20 protein-coding genes and 1 tRNA gene are annotated in these 22662 nt (G+C 65.2%); 9 read left to right on the forward strand and 12 right to left on the reverse strand.

Features of this window, described 5'->3' with window-relative positions; all coding sequences use genetic code 11:
• Positions 1–73 precede the first annotated feature (73 nt).
• Entirely contained in the window at positions 74–2044 is a 1971-nt protein-coding gene (locus ROZ37_RS11005; protein WP_312659393.1) for a cation:proton antiporter, read from the reverse strand.
• 147 nt (positions 2045–2191) lie between these two features.
• On the opposite strand from ROZ37_RS11005, the gene ROZ37_RS11010 reads away from it, so the two are divergent.
• From ROZ37_RS11010 to ROZ37_RS11035, 6 genes are all read left to right on the forward strand, one after another.
• Positions 2192–3187: a KpsF/GutQ family sugar-phosphate isomerase gene (locus ROZ37_RS11010; protein ID WP_312659394.1), complete on the forward strand. Its 996-nt coding sequence runs from the start codon at positions 2192–2194 to the stop codon at positions 3185–3187.
• Positions 3187–3708: a phenylphosphate carboxylase subunit delta gene (locus tag ROZ37_RS11015; protein ID WP_312659395.1), complete on the forward strand. Its 522-nt coding sequence runs from the start codon at positions 3187–3189 to the stop codon at positions 3706–3708. The genes ROZ37_RS11010 and ROZ37_RS11015 overlap by 1 nt, the downstream gene beginning before the upstream one ends.
• Before the next feature lie 9 nt (positions 3709–3717).
• Positions 3718–4299, forward strand: coding sequence for an LPS export ABC transporter periplasmic protein LptC (lptC, locus tag ROZ37_RS11020; RefSeq protein WP_312659396.1), 582 nt, complete (start codon positions 3718–3720; stop codon positions 4297–4299).
• Complete coding sequence (gene lptA / locus ROZ37_RS11025; RefSeq protein ID WP_312659397.1) at positions 4296–4871, forward strand: lipopolysaccharide transport periplasmic protein LptA; 576 nt, start codon at positions 4296–4298, stop codon at positions 4869–4871. Before lptC ends, lptA begins: the two co-directional genes overlap by 4 nt.
• Before the next feature lie 29 nt (positions 4872–4900).
• Positions 4901–5677 (forward strand): enoyl-CoA hydratase, encoded by a 777-nt coding sequence (locus ROZ37_RS11030; RefSeq protein ID WP_312659398.1) that lies wholly within the window; start codon positions 4901–4903, stop codon positions 5675–5677.
• A 345-nt stretch (positions 5678–6022) separates the two neighbouring features.
• The gene (locus tag ROZ37_RS11035; protein ID WP_312659399.1) at positions 6023–6583 is read left to right on the forward strand and encodes a phasin family protein; all 561 of its coding nucleotides are present in this window, start codon (positions 6023–6025) and stop codon (positions 6581–6583) included.
• 105 nt (positions 6584–6688) lie between these two features.
• Here the strand turns inward: ROZ37_RS11035 and ROZ37_RS11040 are convergent, their stop codons facing one another.
• The 11 genes from ROZ37_RS11040 to miaB form a co-directional block, all read right to left on the reverse strand.
• Positions 6689–7906: a PilT/PilU family type 4a pilus ATPase gene (locus tag ROZ37_RS11040; protein WP_312659400.1), complete on the reverse strand. Its 1218-nt coding sequence runs from the start codon at positions 7904–7906 to the stop codon at positions 6689–6691.
• 170 nt (positions 7907–8076) lie between these two features.
• Complete coding sequence (locus ROZ37_RS11045; protein WP_312659401.1) at positions 8077–9777, reverse strand: histidine kinase; 1701 nt, start codon at positions 9775–9777, stop codon at positions 8077–8079.
• Between the two features lie 102 nt (positions 9778–9879).
• Positions 9880–10623 carry a lysophospholipid acyltransferase family protein gene (locus ROZ37_RS11050; protein ID WP_312659402.1) on the reverse strand — a complete coding sequence of 248 codons (744 nt, stop codon included), beginning with the start codon at positions 10621–10623 and terminating at the stop codon, positions 9880–9882.
• Positions 10624–10630: 7 nt separating this feature from the next.
• Positions 10631–11164: a D-glycero-beta-D-manno-heptose 1,7-bisphosphate 7-phosphatase gene (gene gmhB, locus ROZ37_RS11055; protein ID WP_312659403.1), complete on the reverse strand. Its 534-nt coding sequence runs from the start codon at positions 11162–11164 to the stop codon at positions 10631–10633.
• 19 nt (positions 11165–11183) lie between these two features.
• A complete protein-coding gene (gene glyS, locus ROZ37_RS11060) occupies positions 11184–13271 on the reverse strand; it encodes a glycine--tRNA ligase subunit beta (RefSeq protein WP_312659404.1) in 2088 nt (695 codons plus the stop codon).
• Positions 13271–14191, reverse strand: coding sequence for a glycine--tRNA ligase subunit alpha (gene glyQ / locus ROZ37_RS11065; protein WP_312659405.1), 921 nt, complete (start codon positions 14189–14191; stop codon positions 13271–13273). The genes glyS and glyQ overlap by 1 nt, the downstream gene beginning before the upstream one ends.
• 116 nt (positions 14192–14307) lie before the next feature.
• Positions 14308–15831 carry an apolipoprotein N-acyltransferase gene (lnt, locus tag ROZ37_RS11070; protein WP_312659406.1) on the reverse strand — a complete coding sequence of 508 codons (1524 nt, stop codon included), beginning with the start codon at positions 15829–15831 and terminating at the stop codon, positions 14308–14310.
• An 85-nt stretch (positions 15832–15916) separates the two neighbouring features.
• The gene (locus tag ROZ37_RS11075; protein ID WP_312659407.1) at positions 15917–16753 is read right to left on the reverse strand and encodes a transporter associated domain-containing protein; all 837 of its coding nucleotides are present in this window, start codon (positions 16751–16753) and stop codon (positions 15917–15919) included.
• A 26-nt stretch (positions 16754–16779) separates the two neighbouring features.
• Positions 16780–17295: an rRNA maturation RNase YbeY gene (gene ybeY / locus ROZ37_RS11080; RefSeq protein ID WP_312659408.1), complete on the reverse strand. Its 516-nt coding sequence runs from the start codon at positions 17293–17295 to the stop codon at positions 16780–16782.
• Positions 17285–18268, reverse strand: coding sequence for a PhoH family protein (locus ROZ37_RS11085; protein WP_312659409.1), 984 nt, complete (start codon positions 18266–18268; stop codon positions 17285–17287). Before ROZ37_RS11085 ends, ybeY begins: the two co-directional genes overlap by 11 nt.
• On the reverse strand, positions 18269–19606 hold the full coding sequence (miaB, locus tag ROZ37_RS11090; protein WP_312659410.1) for a tRNA (N6-isopentenyl adenosine(37)-C2)-methylthiotransferase MiaB: 1338 nt from the start codon (positions 19604–19606) through the stop codon (positions 18269–18271).
• 52 nt (positions 19607–19658) lie between these two features.
• On the opposite strand from miaB, the gene ROZ37_RS11095 reads away from it, so the two are divergent.
• From ROZ37_RS11095 to ROZ37_RS11105, 3 genes are all read left to right on the forward strand, one after another.
• Positions 19659–19735, forward strand: a tRNA-Met gene (locus tag ROZ37_RS11095).
• Between the two features lie 87 nt (positions 19736–19822).
• Positions 19823–21274 carry a site-specific integrase gene (locus ROZ37_RS11100; protein ID WP_312659411.1) on the forward strand — a complete coding sequence of 484 codons (1452 nt, stop codon included), beginning with the start codon at positions 19823–19825 and terminating at the stop codon, positions 21272–21274.
• 501 nt (positions 21275–21775) lie between these two features.
• Positions 21776–22633 carry a hypothetical protein gene (locus ROZ37_RS11105; protein ID WP_312659412.1) on the forward strand — a complete coding sequence of 286 codons (858 nt, stop codon included), beginning with the start codon at positions 21776–21778 and terminating at the stop codon, positions 22631–22633.
• Positions 22634–22662 lie beyond the last annotated feature (29 nt).

The following is a 22662-nucleotide window of genomic DNA, read 5'->3' on the forward strand; positions in this document are numbered from 1 at the left end:
CGACTCCCGCCGGGCATCGCCATTGCAAGCAGTGTTGCAGGACTGACACGCGCCACTCATTTCAGGACGTCCGTCAGCTCCCGCCGAGCAGCCGCCCTTCCGCGCGCTCGAGGCCCGCGGGAACACCGACGAGAACGACGACATCCCCTTCCATCAACTGCATTTCCTGCCCCGGCGACGCCCCCCGTATGCGGCGGCGGCGCACCGCGGACACCCCGACCTGCAATTCGTCGAAACCCAGTTCGGCGATCGTTCTGCCGACAGCGTAAGCTCCCGCGGGAAGGGTCACCGAGCGCAGGCGCGGCTGACTCGCATCCGGGCCTTCGGATGCGTCGGTGGTGCCGTGGAAAAACCCTCGCATCAGCGCGTAACGCTGATTGCGGATGTCGCGGGTGCGCCGCACGACGCGGTTCAGCGGGACGCCGATCAGCGCCAGCGCGTGCGACGCGAGCACGATGCTGCCCTCGAACGCTTCGGGCACGACCTCGGTTGCGCCGCCGTCGGCGAGCCTCGCCATGTCCTTCTCGTCGCGGGCGCGCACGACGATCGGCAAGCCGGGCCGCAGCGCATGCGCGCGATGCATCACGCGCAGCGCCGCTTCGATTTCGGCGAACGAGATCACCAAGGCGCTCGCACGCATGATGCCCGCCGCGAGCAGCGTCTCCTGCCGCGCGGCGTCGCCATAGACGACCGTGTCGCCCGCGGCACCGGCTTCGCGGACGCGCTCCGGATCGAGATCCAGCGCGACGTAGCTCACGTCCTCCTGCTCCATGAACCGCGCCATGTACTGTCCGCTGCGGCCGTAGCCGCAGATGATGATGTGCCTGCTCGTGTTCATCGATTGCGCCGCGACGCGGGTCAACTCCATCGAGCGCAGCAGCCACTCCGACGCGACAAAGCGCAGCACCAGCTTGTCGCTGACTTGCACGATCAGCGGCGCAACGAGCATCGACAGCACGAGCGCGGCGACCGTCGTGTGCAGCAGCGCCGGCGCGATAAGCTCCAGACCATCGATCTGCGATACCAGCACGAAGCCGAACTCCCCGCCGGCACACAGCCACAACCCGCTGCGCAGGGCGTTGCCGCTCGACTCGCCGAACATGCGCGAAGCCGCGAAGACGATCACACACTTGACGACCAGCAGCCCGACCAACATGCCGATCACGACCGGCAGGTTCGCCGCGATGATGTGCACGTCGAGGAACATTCCGACCGTGACGAAGAAGAGCCCCATCAGCATGTCGCGGAACGGCTTGATGTCCTCCTCGACCTGGTAGCGGTATTCGGTTTCGGAGATCAGCAGCCCGGCGAGGAAGGCGCCGAGCGCGAGCGACAACCCCACCTGCGCCGACAGCCACGCCAGCCCGAGCGTGATCAGCAGCACGTTCAGCATGAACAGCTCGCCCGAGCGCCGTCGGGCGACGACCGTAAACCACCAGCGCATCAGCCTCTGGCCGAAGCCGAGCACCAGCGCGAGAAGCGCTGCGGCCTTCAGCGCAGCGAGGCCGAGCGTCGCGGCGAGGCCATCCCCTGCGCCAGCCAGCGCCGGGATCACGATCAGCAGCGGGACGACCGCAATGTCCTGGAACAGCAGCACACCTATCGTTTCGCGACCGTGCGGGCGATCGAGCTCGAACCGGTCGGCAAGCAGCTTCGACAGGATCGCAGTCGAGGACATCGCCAGCGCGCCGCCCAAGGCAATGCCAGCGACCCAGCCGAGGCCGAATGCCCGGCCGACCAGCGTGACGACCGCCATCGTGCCCAACACCTGCGCGGCGCCGAGTCCGAACACGATGCGTTTCATTGCGACCAGCCGCGGCAGCGAGAACTCGAGGCCGATCGAAAACATCAGGAACACGACGCCGAACTCGGCGAGATGGACCGCCCCGTCCGAGTCCGCGACCAGATTGAGCGCATGCGGGCCGAGGCCCGCGCCGACGAGCAGATAACCGAGCACCGCCGGGAGGTTCAAGCTGCGAAAAATCGCGACGATGACGACCGCCGCCGCGAGGAGCACCAGGACCAGATCAAGGGTGTCGTGCATGAAATACGCGGCGGTGGATTGAATTCGGGCGGCGCGGAGCAATCTCACCCGTCTGCTATACTCGATCGCTTCGATTCGCGCCCCAGAGCCGTCATTCGCGACGAATCGCGCAGGTCTCGCCCTCAAAGTCTAACCGCTTCGACCTCTATGGCCCCAGCTTCCGCCGACTCCGCCGCCCCCTCCCCGATCGTGGCGCTCGCACGTCGCGTCCTTCACATCGAAGCCGACGCCGTCGCCGCGCTGGCGCAGCGCATCGGAGCCGAGTTCGAGCACGCCGTCGAGCTGATCCTGAAGCGGCGCGGCCGGGTCATCGTCACCGGGATCGGCAAGTCCGGCCATATCGCGCGCAAGCTCGCCGCGACCCTCGCGAGCACCGGCACGCCGGCCTACTTCGTCCACGCGGCCGAAGCCGCCCATGGCGACCTGGGCATGATCACCGCTGAAGACGTTGTCATCGCGCTGTCCAATTCCGGCGCGAGCGAGGAGCTTCTGACGATCGTGCCGCTCGTCAAGCGCCAGGGCGCGAAGCTGATCACGATGACCGGCAAGCCCGACTCCCCGCTCGCCCGCGAAGCCGACGTGCACCTCGACGCGGCTGTCGACGAGGAAGCCTGTCCGCTGAACCTCGCGCCGACGGCCAGCACAACCGCCGCGCTCGCCCTCGGCGACGCACTCGCCGTCGCCTTGCTCGACGCGCGCGGCTTCGGCACCGAGGATTTCGCGCGCTCGCACCCGGGCGGCAGCCTTGGCCGGCGTCTCCTGACCCACGTCAGCGACGTGATGCGTGCGGCCGATCACGTGCCGCAGGTCACCGAGAACGTCTCGATGACCGCCGCGCTGCTGCAGATGACACGCGGCGGCATGGGCATGACCGCCGTCGTCGACGCGAACGGCACGCCGATCGGCATCTTCACCGACGGCGACCTTCGCCGTGCGCTCGAGCGCGGCTGCGATGCGCGCCATGCGACGCTCACCGAAGTCATGACCCGCAATCCCCGTCACATCGGTCCGGACGCCCTCGCGGTGGAGGCGGCGGAAATCATGGAGCGACTGCGCATCAGCCAACTCCTTGTCGTCGATGCCGACGGCGCGCTTGCGGGCGCGCTGACGACACACGACCTGATGCTCGCGAAGGTGATCTGATGAGCGCCGTTTCCGCCGCTGCGCAGGTCCGGCTGATGGGCTTCGACGTCGACGGCGTGATGACCGACGGCAGCCTGTATTTCACTCCGAACGGCGAAGAGCTGAAGGTGTTTTCGAGCCTCGACGGTCACGGCCTGAAGATGCTGCAGACCGCGGGCATCGAAGTCGCCATCATCAGCGGCCGCAGTTCGCGCGCGCTCGAACTGCGCGCCGCGAACCTCGGCATCCGCGAACTGCACATGGGTGTCGAGGACAAGCGCGCGTGCATGCAGTCGCTGCTCGAAGCGCGCCGCCTTCCGGCGAATGCCGCCGGCTACATGGGGGACGACGTCGTCGACCTGCCGATCCTGCGCGCGTGCGGCTTTTCGGCAGCGCCTTCGGACGCGCATGAATTCGTGCAGCGTCACGTCTGCCACGTCACACGCAACTCCGGCGGACGCGGCGCAGTGCGCGAAGTCTGCGATTTTCTGCTCGCGTCGCAGGGCCGCCTCGACGCGATGCTCTCCGCCTATCTCGCCTGAAGGGTCGCGATGCGCTCCTCGCTGCCGCGGCTTTATCCGCTCATCGTGCTGGTCGTGCTTGCCGGCGCGACGGTGTGGCTCGAACGGGCGACGCGGGAAGATGAAAACGTGCGCTCGGCCGAATCGAGGAGCGAGCCCGACTTCACCGCCGAGCGCGCCCGGCTGATCAGCTTCGACGACCAAGGGCGGCAGCGCTACGAGCTACTCGCCGACCGGATCACGAATTACCCGCAGCCCGCGGTCACCGAACTGGAGCGGCCCCGACTGCGGTACGACGTCGAGGACCGCGAATTGCGGCTCGTCGCCGACAAGGGCGAAGTCCTCGACGGCGGCACCGAAGTCCTGTTGACCGGGCACGTCCGTGGCGTCCGCATCGCGGCGCCGGACAGCCCGGAAATGACCTTCACCTCCGAAACCCTGCGTATCTGGCCCGATGACCAGCGCGCGGAAACCGATGACCCGGTCGTCCTCACCCGGGGCGCCGCCACTGCGCACGCCCAGGGCATGAAATCGGACAATCTCTTCGGCACGCTCGACCTGATCGGATCGGTCCGCGTGCGTATGCCCAGCTCAGCCCGGAACAAGCCATGAAGCCCCCGTCCCGAATCGTTCTCGTCTCCCTCGCGCTCGGATTGCTGGCGACTTCGGCTTCGGCCGAGCGAGCCGACCGCGACAAGCCCGTCAACATCGAAGCCAACCGCATGACGGTGGACGACCGCAACAAGGTGCATGTCTTCGACGGCGACGTCGTGCTCACGCAGGGCACCCTCGTGATCAAGGCACCGCGGCTCGTCGTCACGCAGGACGCCGACGGCTTCCAGAACGGCGTCGCGACCGGCAACGAAAAACGGCTCGCGACGTTCCGCCAGAAGCGCGACGGCAGCAACGAGTACGTCGAAGGCGAAGCCGAGCGCATCGAGTACGACAGCCGCAACGAGCGCGCGCGGCTCTTCAATCAGGCGCACGTGAAGTCCGGCGGCGACGAAGTGCGCGGACGCTACATCGAATACGATGCGCTGACCGAAAACTACGTGGTGACGAACCAACCCGGCACCGCTGCGACTTCGGCTCCAGGCGAAGGCCGTGTGCGGGCGACCATCCAGCCCAAAAGCTCCGCGACCGGGCAGGAAGCGCCGGCCCAAGCCCCGAGCAATCCCCGATGAACTCTTCAATCCGCAGGAGATGAGCCCGCATGAGTTTTCAAAACATCATCGTCGAAACGCGTGACCGCGTCGGCCTGATCACGCTGAACCGTCCGAAGGCGCTCAACGCGCTGAACGACCAGCTGGTGGACGAGCTCTGGGAAGCGCTCGACGGCTTCGAAGCAGACGAACATATCGGCGCGGTCGTCATCACCGGCTCGGACAAGGCGTTCGCCGCAGGGGCCGACATCGGCGCGATGGCGAACTTCTCCCACATGGACGCCTACAAGGGCGACTACATCACGCGCAATTGGGAGCGCGTGAAGACCTGCCGCAAGCCTGTCATCGCAGCGGTGGCCGGCTACGCGCTCGGTGGCGGCTGCGAACTCGCGATGATGTGCGACATGATCATCGCCGCGGACACGGCGAAGTTCGGCCAGCCCGAGATCAAGCTCGGCATCCTGCCCGGGTCGGGCGGCACGCAGCGGCTGCCGCGCGCCGTCGGCAAGGCGAAGGCGATGGATCTGTGCCTCACCGCGCGCACGATGGACGCCGCCGAGGCCGAGCGCGCCGGCCTCGTCGCCCGCGTCGTTCCGGCCGAGCGCGTGCTCGAGGAGGCCCTCGAGGTCGCATCGACGATCGCCGGCTTCTCGCTGCCGGTGGTGATGATGATCAAGGAATCGGTCAATCGTGCGTTCGAAGGCAGCCTCAACGAAGGCCTGCTGTTCGAGCGGCGCGTCTTCCATGCCGCGTTCGGCCTCGACGACCAGAAGGAAGGAATGACCGCCTTCATGGAAAAGCGCAAGCCTGATTTCAAGCACAGCTGATCCGCGCCGCGCCGCCGCAATCGATTTCGGCGGCGCGGTGTCCGACCCTCCTCGCACCACCCTTCCCCGCCTTGCTGCACGCCGCTCCCACGGCGCATTTCCGCAGCTCACACGTGCTTTACCACGTTTCCTGTCACGAAGAAAACGCGAATGGAAACCGGGCCTTACCGGTAAGCCGCAAGAGCTAATACCATAATTCCATTAGTATTGTGCAACGCACAAAGATCAGTTGACACGAGAACTTTCGCCCCTATAATTCGTAGCGTGTTGCGACGCATCATGTACAGCGAAGTGCTGCGGAGCAGACTACTTCCGTGAAGTACCCACTACATCAGGAGATCAACAATGTTTGCGACCCCCGAGCAATTCGCCGCGACCAACAAAGCCAACATCGAAACCCTGCTGACCCTGGCCAACAGCACCTTCGCCAGCGCCGAGCGTTTCGCCGCCCTGAACCTGAACACCGCCCGTTCGATCCTCGAAGACAGCATCGCCAATGCGAAGTCGCTGCTCGGCGCGAAGGACGTCCAGGAGCTCCTGAGCCTGCAGAGCGCGCTGGCCCAGCCGCTGGTCGAGAAGGCCGTTGCGTACAACCGCAGCGTCTATGAGATCGCCTCGCAGAGCCAGGAAGAAGTCTCGAAGCTGGTCGAAGCGCAGATCGCCGAACTGAACAAGAACCTGGCCGTCGCGCTCGACAAGGCCGCGAAGTCGGCTCCCGCCGGTTCCGACGTCGCCGTTGCCGCCGTGAAGTCGGCGATCGCCGCCGCGAACAGCGCCTACGACAGCGTCAGCAAGGCCGCCAAGCAGGTCGCCGAAATCGCCGAAGCGAACGTCGCCGCCGCGACCAACGCGACCGTCAAGGCCGTCACCGCGACCGCCAAGGCCGGCGCGAAGAAAGCCGCCTAAGTTCTCGGAACAAGGCGGGGCCGCACGAGGCCCCGAAGCAAAAACGCCCCGCTCGCGGGGCGTTTTTTTGTCCCGTCGCACGGTTTTCCATGCCCGAAGCAAGCGTCAGGCCCTCGCAGGCGCTTTCGCCGTCGCTCCCGGATCCTCGACCGCCTCCTCGGGTTCCGGCTCGTCCTCCTCGATCGAAAGGCTGAACTCGCCCGTCGAACCCGACTTGGGCTGACCGCGTTCGGCCTTCAGCTTGATCTGCAGGCGCAACTCGTTCGCCGAATCCGCGTTGCGGATCGCTTCTTCGTAGCCGATGTGATGCGCGTCGTACAGCGCGAACAGCGCTTGGTCGAACGTGCACATCCCGAGTTCGCGCGACTTCGCCATGATCTCCTTGATCGACTGGAACTGGCCCTTGAAGATCATCTCGGCGATCGTCGGCGTGTTCAGCAGGATCTCGATCGCCGCCTTGCGGCCGTTGCCGTCTTCGGTCCGGATCAGCCGTTGCGAGACGATCGCGCGCAGGTTCGACGACAGGTCCATCAGCAACTGGTTGCGCCGCTCTTCCGGAAAGAAATTGATGATCCGGTCGATCGTCTGGTTCGCGTTGTTCGCGTGCAAGGTGCCGAGGCACAGGTGACCGGTTTCGGCGAAGGCGATCGCATGCTCCATCGTTTCGCGATCGCGGATCTCGCCAATCAGGATCACGTCGGGCGCCTGGCGCAGCGTGTTCTTCAACGCGTGCTCCCACGAATGCGTATCGACGCCGACCTCGCGATGCGTGATCAGGCAGCCCTTGTTCTTGTGCACGTATTCGACCGGATCCTCGACCGTGATGATGTGGCCGGCAGAGTTCGTGTTGCGGTGATCGATCATCGCCGCAAGCGTCGTCGATTTGCCCGAGCCGGTCCCGCCGACGACCAGCACGAGCCCGCGCTTGGTCATGATGATGTCCTTGAGGACATCGGGCAGGCCAAGCTTGTCGAGGCTCGGAATCTCCGACGCGATGGTGCGGATCACCATCCCGACCTGCTGCTGCTGGACGAAGACATTGACGCGAAAGCGGCACACGTCCGGCAGCGAGATCGCGAAGTTGCATTCCATCTCGGCTTCGAACTCCTGCCGCTGGCGGTCGTTCATCAGGCTCAACGCCAGCGACCTCGTCACGTCGGCGGAAAGCCGTTGCTGGCTGAGCGGCTTCATTCCGCCGTGGGACTTCACGCTCGGCGGGAAGTCGGCCGACACGAACAGGTCCGAGCCTCCCATCTGATGCATCGCCCTGAGTAGCTTGTGCATATACGTACGGGCTTCATCGGGACCGAATACCGAGGCCATGCTGAGTCCTTTGACGGGATTGGGAAGAAATCGCGCCCGGAACCGGAAAACGTCCTGCGCGAGTCCGAATTCTAATCGGCCGTGGCGCAACGACCACGGCGGTTTCGCACGTTGCGCGCAAGGTGCACGCGGGTCGACGCAGATGGTCAACCGAGAGCGCGCTCGATCGATTACGCGGAAGCGGACGCCGTTTCGTTGGCGGGAAGCACGATTTCGACGGTGCCTGGGGAGCGCGTCAGCTCGCCGCCCATGCTCGCGATCCGGCGCCGCATCGCCTCGAAGCGCGCGTCTCCGAACGGGTCGTGGCCGGCGCAGACCCCCTCGCCCCCCGCGCACTCACAACCGACTCGGATGACGACTCCGCCGGCGCGCGCGTGAGTCTCGATGCGGATCCGCCCGCGAGGCCCTCCAAGGCCGGCATCGCATTCGGCACAGCCCTGCAACAGATTCATCAGGACTTCGTTCAGCTTGTCGGGTACGACCGAGTGAGACGGAAGGTCGTTGTCCGGGCGAAAGTCGATTTGCATCGAGCTGAAGCGCCGGTCGAAGCAAAGAAAGTCGAGAACCGCCTTGACCATCTGATTGATGTCCACCCGCTCCTGGGTTTCGCGGCGAGCCGCGGCAAAGTCGGCGATCTGCCGCGTCATGTTCCCGATGCGGCGCGCCTCCTCGACGATCCGCGCCGGTTGACAGCCAACACAGCCGTTTTTCGCCTGCTGCAACGCGATCTCCTGCGCCAGCATCGAGATCGTCGCGAGCGGATTGCCGACCTCGTGTGAAACGTTCGCCGCCATCGCCGCCAGCGCCGCCATCTTTTCGCGGTGCCACCGCTCCTCTCGCCGCGTGGCCGCTTCCTGCGCGCGCGCCTGCCGATCGATGATGCGCTGACCGTTACGCACGAGCAGCAGCAAGGCGACGTAGAACAGCGCAAGCAGCCCGCCGACGATGAGCATCAGGCGCTGCGAACTCGAGTCGACCGCCAGCTGGTTTTGCGCCGCGGTCCGTTGCAGACGCTCGCGGTTCGCGGCGGCGAGGTTTCCCGCTTCGGCGGCGGCCCCCTCGAGTTGGGCGAGAAGGTCCGTCGCGTCGGAGTAAATTTCGAAGACCCCGACGATCGCATTGCTCCCCGGCGCGCGCACCGGAACGTAACTCGACAGCAAATCCCGATTCTCGACGACGCCCTCAAAAGTGCTGAACCGATCGCGATGCGTCAGTTCGCTTGCCGCGCGCCCCTCCACCGCACTTCGCCAGCCCTGATTCTCCGAGGCGTCTCCGCCGATCTGGCCGTGGTCGGACGAATAGACGATGACTCCTCGCAGATCGAAAACCTTGATCTTGAACACGCTGCTCGAGCGCATCGTCGCGTAGGCCCGCTGGTCGAGTGCGGCAAAGCCGGGAAGGCTCCGGATCTGCTCGCCGAGCTCGGCGAAACAGGCATTCCGCGCGTCCGACTGCGCTGCCCCCACCGCAGCTGGTTTCGGAAGCGCACGACAGCGATCGACGGGCAGCGCCTGTGCGCGCGCGACAAAGGGGGCGAAATCGGAGTCCCACAGGACATTCGCGAAGACGCGCGTGAGGTTCACATGGGCGACCTCGTGCACCGCGATCAGGTTGCGCCGCGCGGACTCTTCCTGCTTGCGCGCGAGGTCGAGTTGGGCGCGGGAAAAGAAGCTGCTCTGGTCGCGCTGGACGTCGGCGAAAAACACACCCTCCCGCCACTGCAGGAAAGCCAGCGCGAGCACGACAGCGACGAACGCGACGAGACTCGTCAGCGTGAAATAGCGCATCAGGCGGAAGCCGCGAACATCGACGTCGTCCTCGGAGGCCGGGGGCTCCAGCCGATCTCGTCGTCGTTCGATGCGCTCGCTCATCCGGTCCTTCCATTTGCCGCATCAACGCGGCGCCAGTTGCGGTCCAAGCGATCCGTCCCGCGCTTCTTTAACCCCTTCGCGCTGCAGCCCCTGCGATTCCGGTCAAGCAACGGCCGGCGAGGGCTCGCGGCGATAATGGTGCGGAAAGAGCCGTCGCATTTCGTCCTCGACCCACGCCTCCGCCCTCGCGTTGACCTCCGCGGCCTCCAAGCCGGTCGGATCGATCACCGGACCGACGCTGACGGTGATCTCGCCGGGACGCTTCAGGAACGCGTTCCTGCGCCAGAATTCGCCTGCATTGTGCGCGACCGGCACGACCGGCACGCCGGCCTTCTGCGCGAGCCACGCGCCCCCGGGCTTGTAGCGCCGAGTCGTCCCCGGCGCGACACGCGTCCCTTCGGGAAACACGACGACCCAGAAACCTTCCGCCAGCCGTGCACGGCCTTGCTCGACAACCTGCGCCAGCGCATCCTTGCCGGCTTTGCGGTCGATCGCGATGCCCGGAATCTGCGCGAGCCCCCAACCGAAGAACGGAACTTTCAGCAACTCGCGCTTCAGTACGAAACACAGCGGCGGAAAGATCACCTGCAGCGCCATCGTCTCCCACGCCGACTGGTGCTTCGACAGGATCACCGCCGGCCCGGCCGGGATGTTCTCGCGGCCGAGCACCTTGTAGCGGATGCCGAGCAGATGCCAGACGAACCACATCACGAGAGGCGCCCAGGACGTGATGATGCGATGACGCACGCGGGGCGGCAGCGGAAAGGTCAGGAAGCCGAAGATCGCGTAAGGGGGCGTCACAATCGCGAGGACGATCGCGAAAAGCAGGGAACGGAGGAGGATCACGGCAGATTCAGGCGGTGAGATCGGCGACGACGGTCGCCAGATCGGGATAGATGAGCGTGCCTTCGGGCAGCGCCGGATCCTCGCGCGTCTTCTGGCCTTTGCCGGTGAGCACGAGATAAGGTTTGCAGCCCACCGCCGCGCCGGCCAGCAGGTCGCGCAAGCTGTCGCCGACCGACGGCACGCCGGCGAGGTCGACGTTGAAGCGTTCCGAGATCTGGTAGAAGAGCCCCGGCTTCGGCTTGCGGCACGTGCAGGTCGAGTTCGCGGGGTGCGGGCAGAAGAAGATCGCGTCGAGCCTCCCGCCGACCTGCGCGAGGCTCTTGATCATCTTCTCGTTGATCGCGTTCAGCGTGTCCATGCCGAACAGGCCGCGCCCGATCCCGGACTGGTTCGACGCGACGACGACGCGCCAGCCCCACTGGTTCAGTCGCGCGATCGCTTCGAGCGAGCCGGGAATCGGCTTCCACTCGTCGGGCGACTTGATGAACTGGTCGGAGTCGTAGTTGATGACGCCGTCGCGGTCGAGAATGATCAGTTTCATCGGCACAGCGTCTCTCCCGTCACGCGGAGAGCCGTGAAAGATCGGCGACCTGGTTCATCAGACCGGCAAGCTGGCGCAGCAGCGCGAGACGGTTGTTGCGCGTCAGCGGCTCTTCCGCCATCACCATCACTTCGTCGAAGAAGCGGTCGACCGCAGCGCGCAGCCCAGCGAGCGCACATAGCGCGTCGGTGTAGTCCTCGTTAGCGACGTGCGAGCGCACGAGCGGCGCGACCTCGACGACCGCGTGGAACAGCGCCCGTTCGGCGTCTTCCTGCAGCAGCGCGACGTCGGGCTCCGGCAGCTCTCCCTCCGCCTTCTTCAGGATGTTGACGATCCGCTTGTTCGCCGCGGCGAGCGCCTCGGCCTCCGGCAGACCACGGAAGGTGCGCACGGCGTCGAGCTTCGCCGGCACGAGATCCATCCGCAGCGGGCGCAACGCGAGCACGGCGTCGACGACATCCACCGCGTGGCCGGCGTCCCGCAACAGGTTGCGCAGCCGTTCGAACATGAAGTCGAGCAATTGCGCTTCGGATCCAGGCGCGGGCAGCAGTCCGGGCTTGAAGCCGTCGACCGTGTCGGCGATCAGCGCGGCAAGGTCGAGCGGCAGCGGCGTCTCGATCAGGATGCGCAGCACACCGAGCGCAGCGCGGCGCAGGCCGAACGGGTCCTTGTCGCCGGTCGGCAGCTGACCGATGCCGAAGAAGCCGACGAGCGCGTCGAGCTTGTCGGCGAGCGCGACCGAGCATGCAACGTTCCCGGCAGGCAACGCGTCGCCGGCGAAACGCGGCTGGTAATGCGACTGGATCGCGTCGGCGACGACATCGCCCTCACCGTCATTGAGCGCGTAATAGCGCCCCATGACGCCTTGCAGCTCGGGGAATTCGCCGACCATGTCGGTGACGAGGTCCGCTTTCGCGAGCCGTGCCGCGCGCGCGGCCGCGGCGACGTCGCCGTGCAGTTTCGCGGCGATGTTCCCGGCGAGGCGTTCGAGCCGTTCGACACGTTCGAGCTGGTTGCCGAGCTTGTTGTGATAAACGACCGGCGCGAGCCGCGGCAGGCGGCTCTCGAGCGTGTGCTTGCGATCCTGCTCGAAGAAGAAGCGCGCATCGGACAGGCGCGGACGGACGACGCGCTGGTTGCCGGTGACGATGTTCGACGGATCCGCGAGCCGCATGTTCGAGACGATCAGGAAGCGGTTCAGCAGCGTGCCGCCCGCATCGAAAAGCGGGAAGTATTTCTGGTTCGCGCGCATCGTCAGGATCAGGCATTCCTGCGGGACCGCGAGGAATTCGGCTTCGAATTCGCCGACGTAGACGGTCGGGTGCTCGACGAGCGCGGCGACTTCATCGAGCAGGTCGGCGTATTCGCCGAGGCTCGCACCCTGTGCCAACGCGGTTTCGACGAGCTGGCGCTCGATCTCGGTGCGTCGTTCGGCGAAATCCGGGATCACCTTGCCTTCGGCGAGCAGCGTCGGCTCATAGGCTTCCGCGGTCGCGAGCGCAATGTCGCCGCGGCTCATGAAGCGGTGGCCGCGCGTGACGCGATCCGAATCGAGGTCGAGCACGCGCCCGGGCACGACCCGCGCGCCGTGCAGCATCGAGAGCTTGTGCACCGGGCGCACGAACTGGGCATCTCCCGCGCCCCAGCGCATCAGCTTCGGAATCGGCAGCGCCTTGACGGCGTCCTGGACGATCGCCGCGAGCACGTCGTCCAGCGCGGCGCCCGCCTCTTCCCGCGTGTAGAACAAGGCCTCGGCCTTGCCGTCGATGCGGCGCTCGAAGTTTGCGACCGCTTCCGGTGCGATCCCTTTAGCGTCGAGCTTCTTCAGCAGCGCCGGCGTCGGGCGGCCTTCGGCGTCAAGCGCGACCTGGACCGGCATGATCTTCTCGGTAATTTCCCGGGCTGGCGCCCCTTCGCGCACCGCCGGCACCGTGACTGCGAGCCGGCGCGGCGCCGCAAACCAGCGGAATCCGCGGTCTTCGCCGACGAGATCGTGCGCCTTCAGGCCTTCGAAGATTTTCGCAGCAAAGGTTTCGCCGAGCCGCGGCAGCGCCTTCGGCGGCAGTTCCTCGGTCAGGAGTTCGACAAGCAGGGTCGCAACGGTCATCACGCGGCCTCCTGCGACGGATTCTGATTCAGCATCGGGAAACCCAGGCTCTCGCGGGATTCGAAATAGGCTTGCGCGACCGCGCGCGACAGGTTGCGGATGCGGCCGATGTAAGCGGCGCGCTCGGTGACCGAGATCGCCCCGCGCGCGTCGAGCATGTTGAAGCTGTGTGCCGCCTTCAGCACCATCTCGTAGGCGGGCAGCGCGAGGCCGACGTCGATCAGGCGCTTCGCCTCGGATTCGCAGTTGCCGAACAGCGAAAAGAAGAAGTCGACGTTTGAGTGCTCGAAGTTGTACTTCGACTGCTCGACTTCGTTCTGGTGGAAAACGTCGCCGTAGCGGACCTTCGAACCGTCCGGGTACACCGCCCAGACGAGGTCATAGACGTTCTCGACACCCTGCAGGTACATCGCGAGCCGCTCGAGGCCGTAGGTGATCTCGCCCAACACCGGCTTGCAGTCGAGGCCGCCGACCTGCTGGAAATACGTGAACTGCGTGACCTCCATGCCGTCGAGCCACACTTCCCAGCCAAGACCCCACGCGCCGAGCGTCGGGTTCTCCCAGTCGTCCTCGACGAAACGGATGTCATGTGCGTTGGTGTCGATGCCCAGCGCGCGCAACGAGTCGAGGTAGAGCTCCTGGATGTTCAGCGGCGACGGCTTCAGCACGACCTGGAACTGGTAATAGTGCTGCAGGCGATTCGGATTCTCGCCGTAGCGTCCGTCCTTCGGGCGGCGCGATGGCTGCACGTAGGCAGCGTTCCACGGCTCCGGGCCGATCGCGCGCAGGAAGGTCGCGGTGTGCGACGTGCCCGCACCGACTTCGAGGTCGTACGGCTGCAGCAACACGCAGCCGCGTTCGCCCCAGAACTGCTGGAGCGTAAGGATGACTTGCTGGAAAGTGGGTTTCTGCGGGGACATGGTCTCGGGCGGCTGGGCCGGCGGCGTGCGGGGCCGCCCGGCAAACGCAAAGAACCGGATTTTACTGGCATTCCGCGCGGCGGGCGAAGTTTGCGCCGAAATGTCGCCGGCCCGGACTATCCCGAGACCGTTTTCGCCGCCCCGACTGGCCGCGGGCGCCGTGCTCCGGCGACTCCGGCGGCGACCGCGAGCAATGCGACGAGCATCGCAGCGCGATCGCCCCAGCGCGCGTACGGCGTCAGCCCGGCGTAGCCCTGCACTTCGAGACGCAACGCACCGCGCGTGAACGCGGGCAGCGCGCCGACGACGCGGCCGTCGGGATTGACGACCGCCGTCATGCCGGTATTCGTCGAGCGCAGCATCGGCCGCCCCGTCTCGAGCGCCCGCATCCGCGCGATCTGCAGATGCTGCGGCTGCGCGAACGAATCGCCGTACCACGCGAGGTTAGAGATGTTCAGCATCAGCGTCGCTTCGGGCAGACTGCGGATCAGTTCGCGGCCGAACACGTCCTCGTAGCAGATGTTGACCGCAACGCGCTGCTCGCCGAGCGCCATCGGGGGCTGGTTGGCCGCGCCACGCGTCTGGTCCGACATAGGGATGTCGACGAGACGGTAGAACCAGCCGAAGAGCGGCGGCGAGTATTCGCCGAACGGCACGAGATGCTGCTTCGCGTAGACCTCGCTCCGCGAGGCGCCGACACTGATCGCGGCGTTGTAGATGCCGCCGTCGGCGTCGCGGACGAAAGCTCCGAGCACGAGGTCCCCGCCGCGCGCGCGTGCCGGTGCAGCGAGCATGTCGAGGTAGCCGGCCGGCAGCCGGTCGGCGAGAATCGGCAGCGTCGTCTCCGGCAGCACGACGAGGTCCGCGAGGTGCTCGCGCGCGAGCTGCGCGTTCGTTTCGAGCCACTCGGAGAGCCGCTCGGGACGCCACTTCAAGTCCTGCTCGATGTTCGTCTGGATCAGCGCGACCTCGATCGGGTCGCCGGAAGGCTCGGTCCATGCGACGCGCGCAAGGCCGGCACCTCCGCCGGCGACCAGCACCACGGCGACCGCACCGACGAGCGCCGGGCCGGCGCGACGCCAAGGCGTGAAGACGAGGAGCGCGCCGACGAAAGCGACGAGGCCACCGACGCCATACACGCCGAGGACCGGCGCGAAGCCGACGAGCGGGCTCGGCGAGGTCTGCGAATAGCCGACGGCAAGCCACGGAAACCCGGTGAAAAGCCATCCGCGCAGCCATTCGCTCGCGACCCACAGGCCTGCGAACAGCAGCGCCTGCCGCAACGCACCGCCGCGCGCGAACCGGGCGAACAGCGCACCGGCGAGCGCCGGAAAAAGCGCGAGATAGGCGCAGAACAGCAGAATCGCGAACGCCGCGAGCGGCATCGGCATGCCGCCGTAGCGGTGGAGCGCAACGTACAGCCACGACACGCCGGCGAGAAAGGCGCCGAGCCCCCACGCAAAGCCGAGCCTGAAACCTCCGCGCCAGCCGCTGGCACGCTGCGACAGCGCCGCGAGAACGACGAGGCTCGCGAACGCGAGCGGAAAGATTTCGAACGGCGCGAAGGCGAAGACGGACACGCTGCCGGCGCCGAACGACAGCAGCGTCTGGAGCAGCGCGGCGCGCCTCCCGGTGCTCACGAACGCGATGCGCCGCAACGGGCCGTCCGTCGCAGGAGCAGGCGCCCGGCGCGTTCGCGCGCCGGCAGGCAGCGCTTACCTGCGATCACGCCTGCGCCGCCGGCGCCGCGCGCTCGACGATCAGACTGTGGACACGCCGGCTGTCCGCGCGCAGGACCTGGAATTTCACCCCGTCCATCACGAGCGCCTCACCGCGCTTCGGCAGTCGGCCGAGCTCGCTGATGACGAGTCCGCCGACCGTATCGACGTCCTCGTCGCTGAAATGCGTCGCGAACGCGTTGTTGAAATCCTCGATCTCCGTCGTCGCCTTGACGCGGTAGCGTCCATCCTCGACGAGGCGGATGTTGTCGCCGACTTCCTCGAAGTCGAATTCGTCCTCGATGTCGCCGACGATCTGCTCGAGCACGTCCTCGATCGTCACGAGACCGGCGACGCCGCCATATTCGTCGACGACGATCGCCATGTGGTTATGGCTGACGCGGAACTCGCGCAACATCACGTTCAGCCGCTTCGTCTCCGGCACGAACACCGCCGGCCGCAGCGTATGGCGCAGGTCGAACTCGCGCCCGGCGTAATACCGCAGCAGATCCTTCGCGAGAAAGATGCCGATCACGTCGTCCTTGCCGTCGCCGACCGTCGGGAAGCGCGAATGACCGGTGTCGATGACGAAGGCGGTGATCCGTTCGAGCGGGTCGTCGAGACGAATGACCTCCATCTGCGAGCGCGGCACCATCACGTCGCGGACCTGCAGATCGGAAATCTCCAGCGCCCCTTCGATCATCGACAGCGCGTCGGCGTCGAGCAAGTCGCGCTCGAAGGCGGCGTGCAGCAGCGCCATCAGTTCCCCGCGGTCTTCGGGTTCGCGCGACAGCAGCGCCGAGATTCGTTCGAGCAATGAGGGTTTGACTGGGGAACTGTCCATGAGATCGATATAGTCGAGAACGCGGCTCAAGCGTATGGATTCGCGTAGCCGAGCATCGCGAGGATCTGCGCCTCGCGGCTTTCCATCTCTTCCGCTTCGTCGGCCGCCTCGTGGTCGAAGCCCTGCAGGTGGAGCATGCCATGCACGATCAGGTGTGCGAAGTGCGCTTCGAGCGCCTTGCGCTGCTCGGCCGCCTCGCGCGCGACGACCGGGACGCACAGCACGAGGTCGCCGACCAGCGGCGCGGCCTCGACTTCGGCTCCCGCGCCCGGCCCCTCGTCCACCCCTGCGAACAGCGCTTCGCCCTCGCCATAGACGAAGGTCAGCACATTCGTCGCGTAGTCCTTGCCGCGATAGTCGCGATTCAGGCACCGCCCTTCACGGGCGCCGACCAGTCGCACGGTAACTTCGGCGTCGCCTGCGAGTGCCGCCGACGCCCAGCGCCGGATGCTCGCGGTGTCCGGCGAAAGCGCACGGCTCGCACTGCCGAGCGCGCGCTGGACCGCGAGGTCGAGCCGCGGTGACGCAGTGTCAGGATCCATGCTCATCCTTGCGGACGAGCGCCGCCTGCGCCTCGCGCGCAGTGCGATTGTCGTACGCCTCGACGATCCGCGCGACGAGCGGATGGCGCACGACGTCTTCCTTCTGGAACTCGGAGAATGCGATGCCGCGCACGCTGGCGAGCACTTCGCGCGCTTCGAGCAGGCCGCTGCGGTTGCCGCGCGGCAGATCGACCTGTGTGAGGTCTCCGGTGACGACCGCCTTCGCGCCGATGCCGATCCGCGTCAGGAACATCTTCATCTGCTCGGGGGTGGTGTTCTGCGCCTCGTCGAGGATGATGAACGCGTGGTTCAGCGTGCGCCCGCGCATGAACGCGAGCGGCGCAATCTCGATGCTGCCGCGCTCGAAGAGCTTCGCGACGCGGTCGAAACCCATCAGGTCGTAGAGCGCGTCGTAGAGCGGACGCAGGTAGGGATCGACCTTCTGCGCCAGGTCGCCCGGCAGGAAGCCGAGCCGCTCGCCCGCCTCGACCGCGGGCCGCGTCAGGATGATGCGCTCGACGAGCTGGCGCTCGAACGCGTCGACTGCGCTCGCCACCGCGAGGTAGGTCTTGCCGGTGCCGGCCGGGCCGATGCCGAACGTGATGTCGTGCGCCTGGATGTTGCGCAGATAGTCGACCTGGCGCGGCGTGCGGCCGTGCAGCTCGGTCTTGCGCGTCAGCAGCGCCGGCGCGGGTTGGTCGGATTGGCGGCGGTTCGCCAGTTCGATCAGGCCGAGCTGGATGTCGTCGACGCTGATGTGCTCGTCCGCCTGCTCGTAGAACTCCCGCAAGGCGTTCGCGGCGAGCTGCATCTGGGACGGATGCCCCTGCAGCGTGAAGCGCTCGCCGCGTCGCGCGATCGTGACGTCGTACGCGGTTTCGATCTGGCGCAGATTCTCGTCGAGCACGCCACAGAGGTTGGCGAGCCGCTCGTTGTCGAGCGGCTCGAGGACGACTTCCAGCGCACGCGCCATTCAGATCTCCCGCACCAGTGCTTCGCCGCGCAGGCTGTGCGGCAGCGCTGCGGTGATCGTGACGTCGACGAACTGCCCGATCAGGCGCGAATTGCCGACGAAATTCACGACGCGGTTGTTATCGGTGCGCCCCGCCAGTTCGTCGGCGTTCTTGCGCGACAAGCCTTCGACGAGCACGCGCTCGACGCGGCCGACCATCGCCTGGCTGATCGCCTGTGCCTGCTCGTCGATGCGTTTCTGCAGTCGCGCGAGCCACGCGAGCTTCGTCTCCTGCGGGACCGGGTCGGCGAGATCGGCGGCCGGCGTGCCGGGGCGCGCGCTATAGACGAAGCTGAACGACGCGTCGAAGCCGACCTCGTCGATCAGCTTCATCGTCTTCTCGAAATCCTCCTCGGTCTCGCCCGGGAAGCCGACGATGAAGTCCGACGACAGCGACAGGTCGGGGCGCGCCGCGCGCAGCTTGCGGACGACCGACTTGAACTCGAGCACCGAGTAACCGCGCTTCATCGCCGCGAGGATGCGGTCCGAGCCCGACTGCACCGGCAAGTGCAGGTGGCTCACAAGCTTCGGAATGTTCGCGTACGCGTCGAACACCCGCGGCGTCATCTCGCGCGGGTGCGACGTCGTGTAGCGCAGGCGCTCGATGCCGGGGATCTCGGCGACGCATTCGAGCAGGAACGCGAAATCGCCGAGGTCCGCGCCGTCCTTCGTGATCGGCCCGCGCCACGCATTGACGTTCTGGCCGAGCAGCGTGACCTCCCTGACACCCTGGTCCGCAAGGCCGGCGACCTCGGTCAGGATGTCGTCGAGCGGGCGCGAGACTTCTTCGCCGCGCGTATACGGCACGACGCAGAACGTGCAGTACTTCGAACAGCCTTCCATGATCGACACGAACGCACTCGCGCCGTCGACACGCGCGGGCGGAAGATTGTCGAACTTCTCGATTTCGGGGAACGAGATATCCACCTGCGACCGCCCGCTGTAACGCCGGTCGGCAATCAGTTGCGGCAGCCGGTGCAGCGTCTGCGGCCCGAACACAACGTCGACGTACGGCGCCCGCGCGACGATCGCCTCGCCTTCCTGGCTCGCGACACAGCCTCCGACGCCGATGATCAGATCCGGCTTCGTTTGCTTCAGGTGCTTGACCCGGCCGAGATCATGGAACACGCGCTCCTGCGCCTTCTCGCGCACCGAGCAGGTGTTGAAGAGGATCACGTCCGCCTCTTCCGGATTGTCGGTCTTGACCAGCTCCTCGGTCGCCCCGAGCACGTCCGCCATCTTGTCGGAGTCGTACTCGTTCATCTGGCACCCGAAAGTGCGGATGTAGAGTTTCTTCATCAACGCGTCTTGACGCCTCAATTCCCAAACCGATATATTAGCAGGCTCGCGTGGTGATGTAGCTCAGACGGTTAGAGCGACGGATTCATAACCCGTAGGTCGGCGGTTCGATTCCGCCCATCACCACCACCGCATTTGGAAAGCCGTTGATCCGCAAGGTTCAGCGGCTTTTTTCTTGGGGTCGGTCGGCTGAGGTGGTGCACGAGGGTGCTACACATGGCCATCACCCACCTCTCTCGGTCGCGGCACAAGACGCAGTACTACTTCCGCCGCCGGGTCCCCGGCGACCTGCGGGACTGCTTCGAGCACGCCACCGTGATCGAATCGCTTGGCACGTCCGACCGCCGCACCGCTATCATCCGCGCACGCGTCCTCGCAGCATTCACTGACGCGCTCTTTCATCGATTGCGCACCATGCCTCCTCTAGACCGCTCAAGGTTCCTTGCCCTCACGATAAAAGCCAAGCTTTCCGACGTGGGCGTCGTACAAGAGCTCAGCATCGAGGCGGAACCGCATGAAACGGAAGCGGCCGCACGACTTACCGAAGTTCTGCTCACTACTCAGGCGGCCCAACGGTCCGTTCGGCCCAGCGCCGGGCGGCTGCCCGGACTGCCTACTCCCGCCGGGAAGAGCATCACGGAGACGTTCGCGGAATACAAAGCGGAGAAGATAAAGGGCGGCAACTGGAAAGACGGCGAGGATACGGCGAAGTACGATCATTGGCCACACGTACGCGCATTGGTCCAACTTATCGGCGACAAGCCGATCAACATGGTAACGGCAGACGAGATCGAAGAGTTCCAGTCTGAGGTGCTCACGGCGCCCGACGGGGGATCCCCGCGAAACCGTAAGAAACGGATAGAACGCGCCGGCGCGGTTTTCCGGTGGGCAAAATCGAAGCGTCGAATCGCGGATGACTTCCACGAGCTGTTCCGTTTCTCCGGAAGGCTCGAAGAAAGCCCCTACTTGAAATTTGACATCAGTGACCTGAAGGCACTGTTCGAGTCCGACGAATACCGTAACGCAGAGTTCGGAACCCCGTCCGAGTACTGGCTTCCAGTTCTCGCCTTGTACACCGGCGCAAGACTCAATGAATTGTGTCAGCTTCAAGCCGATGACATCTCCATGCACGACGAGATCCACACAATCTCGATCCTAGACGGTGATTTCAAGCGACTCAAGACGCGGTCCTCCCAACGAATAATTCCAATTCACTCCAAACTTATCGAAATCGGCTTTCTTGACTACGTCTCGTCAATTCGATCCGGCCGCATCTTTCCAGAACTCCCCGAGAACCCTGCACGCCCCGGCGATTTCGCAAAGGAACCCAGCCGCAAGTTCACCGCTTACCGCAGAAAGTGCGGCGTCGGCTCCGATATCACCGACCGAATCACTGACTCTCGGGTGGGCCGCAGCAACAAGACTTTCCACTCATTCCGATCGACGTTGATCTCAACTATGCGCCTGCTGGACGTCCCGAAAGATCGACGTACGCGCCTCGCCGGACACGAGTATGACGACACGCAAGACCGCAACTACACGGGCGGCGATGTGTTGACGATGTTCTCGTTCAAGACATTGAAAGCCGATATCGAATCGGTGAGCTTCGACATCCAATTTCACCCCTACAAGCGTTCGGTCGCTCGAATTCGGCGCCCACGCGTCTGATCGCCTGCCTCGGTTTCGTCGATGCTTTACCGACTAGCAGGTGGAGATGAGCGTCAGTAATCCCGCAGTTCACCGAACCCTGTGAATTCTCCCTCGGCTTTGTCCAAGCTACGGGCGACGTCGGCGCGAGCACTTGTTTGCATGAAGACACTCGCGACACAAAGAAGAACTCGTCTCATGAAAATTCACAACGGTGAATAGCGCCGCTCTTACGGACTTGAAGACGTCACTGCTATTGTTCCGATTACATACTGACATCGGCCCCTGTCGCACCGGAGGGTGCGGCCTACCTTGGAAAGCAGCTCCTTTGTAGGTTAACGGACTTGCATGACCTTCATTCGGATCGAGAGGTCTGGCCGGCGGAAACAACCGCCGACTGCAAGAACGGGGGAAGAAAATGCGGGCACAACCCCGTCTTCGCCTCTCGCAGCTGCGAGGTGACGACTGCTGCGGAGATCCTCCCTTGCCACGGTTTCGCGCCGGGCCCGTTGGAGTTTGTCCGTGCAGACCATCAAGATCGCTTCCCCGATCAACTCGCTCCTTAACTTGTCATCCGGCAGCATCTCAAACACTGTTGAAAAGATCGCAATTTTTCGCGTCCGGAAAACCACTTTCGCGAGTGGCGGGTATGAAGTGGACATGCGAAGAACGCAGAGCCGCCGGAAGCCGCAGGAGGTGGAGGAGCGGCGCGGTCGGGATTTACAGCGTGAATTCGAGCGAAAAACGGCATTAGCTCGCAAAGAGGTTCGTCAAAAGGTCAAGAATTGGGGCTGCGACAGGCTGATCACACTGACTCGAATATCCGCCTCCGATGAGCCCTACTGGAACATCTCTCATTGGCAAGACGCCGTCGCCCGGTTCTTAGCGACGCTTCGCCGCAGTGGATACCGGTTTCAATACGTCGCCGTGCCGCAACGGCACCAGTCCGGGCATTGGCATGTGCACATCGCAATTAACGCGAGCGTCAAGCACTCGGATGCCTACGAGGCCTGGTCGCGCGAAGCGGGACGGCGCTCCACGGTCAACATTCGACGGCATATTCGGAACGATCGATTGACTCGAGTTGCAAAGATCGGCTCCTACATTACAAAGACCATCGCAGCTGACTGGGGCGCATTCAAACCGCAGTCCAAGCACTATTGGTCGTCACTGATTTCCCGGCCAAAGCGCACTTGTTGGTACATCAAGGCACCTTCTTTCAACGCAGCGCTTTCGATCCTCGCTGGTCAGCTGGGGCTTGACCCCGCCAAAATCCTCGAACATGAGGCGTCGAGGGTGATTTACCCGAACGACGCGGGAATTTTCCTCAACTTTCTTCCCATCCTTGATCCCACGCGGAAACGACGGCGAGCGTCTTGACGCCGCAGAAGTACTCGTTCTCCGTAGAA

Origin of the sequence: Aromatoleum sp., assembly GCF_032027225.1 — a bacterium.
Lineage (GTDB): Bacteria > Pseudomonadota > Gammaproteobacteria > Burkholderiales > Rhodocyclaceae > Aromatoleum.

What these genes read in the sequence shown, in the direction of transcription:
- ROZ37_RS11005 (WP_312659393.1), bottom strand. Translation starts at nt 2,044, where the DNA reads ATGCACGACACCCTTGATCTGGTCCTGGTGCTCCTCGCGGCGGCGGTC.
- ROZ37_RS11010 (WP_312659394.1), top strand. Translation starts at nt 2,192, where the DNA reads ATGGCCCCAGCTTCCGCCGACTCCGCCGCCCCCTCCCCGATCGTGGCG.
- ROZ37_RS11015 (WP_312659395.1), top strand. Translation starts at nt 3,187, where the DNA reads ATGAGCGCCGTTTCCGCCGCTGCGCAGGTCCGGCTGATGGGCTTCGAC.
- lptC (WP_312659396.1), top strand. Translation starts at nt 3,718, where the DNA reads ATGCGCTCCTCGCTGCCGCGGCTTTATCCGCTCATCGTGCTGGTCGTG.
- lptA (WP_312659397.1), top strand. Translation starts at nt 4,296, where the DNA reads ATGAAGCCCCCGTCCCGAATCGTTCTCGTCTCCCTCGCGCTCGGATTG.
- ROZ37_RS11030 (WP_312659398.1), top strand. Translation starts at nt 4,901, where the DNA reads ATGAGTTTTCAAAACATCATCGTCGAAACGCGTGACCGCGTCGGCCTG.
- ROZ37_RS11035 (WP_312659399.1), top strand. Translation starts at nt 6,023, where the DNA reads ATGTTTGCGACCCCCGAGCAATTCGCCGCGACCAACAAAGCCAACATC.
- ROZ37_RS11040 (WP_312659400.1), bottom strand. Translation starts at nt 7,906, where the DNA reads ATGGCCTCGGTATTCGGTCCCGATGAAGCCCGTACGTATATGCACAAG.
- ROZ37_RS11045 (WP_312659401.1), bottom strand. Translation starts at nt 9,777, where the DNA reads ATGAGCGAGCGCATCGAACGACGACGAGATCGGCTGGAGCCCCCGGCC.
- gmhB (WP_312659403.1), bottom strand. Translation starts at nt 11,164, where the DNA reads ATGAAACTGATCATTCTCGACCGCGACGGCGTCATCAACTACGACTCC.
- glyS (WP_312659404.1), bottom strand. Translation starts at nt 13,271, where the DNA reads ATGACCGTTGCGACCCTGCTTGTCGAACTCCTGACCGAGGAACTGCCG.
- glyQ (WP_312659405.1), bottom strand. Translation starts at nt 14,191, where the DNA reads ATGTCCCCGCAGAAACCCACTTTCCAGCAAGTCATCCTTACGCTCCAG.
- ROZ37_RS11075 (WP_312659407.1), bottom strand. Translation starts at nt 16,753, where the DNA reads ATGGACAGTTCCCCAGTCAAACCCTCATTGCTCGAACGAATCTCGGCG.
- ybeY (WP_312659408.1), bottom strand. Translation starts at nt 17,295, where the DNA reads ATGGATCCTGACACTGCGTCACCGCGGCTCGACCTCGCGGTCCAGCGC.
- ROZ37_RS11085 (WP_312659409.1), bottom strand. Translation starts at nt 18,268, where the DNA reads ATGGCGCGTGCGCTGGAAGTCGTCCTCGAGCCGCTCGACAACGAGCGG.
- miaB (WP_312659410.1), bottom strand. Translation starts at nt 19,606, where the DNA reads ATGAAGAAACTCTACATCCGCACTTTCGGGTGCCAGATGAACGAGTAC.
- ROZ37_RS11100 (WP_312659411.1), top strand. Translation starts at nt 19,823, where the DNA reads ATGGCCATCACCCACCTCTCTCGGTCGCGGCACAAGACGCAGTACTAC.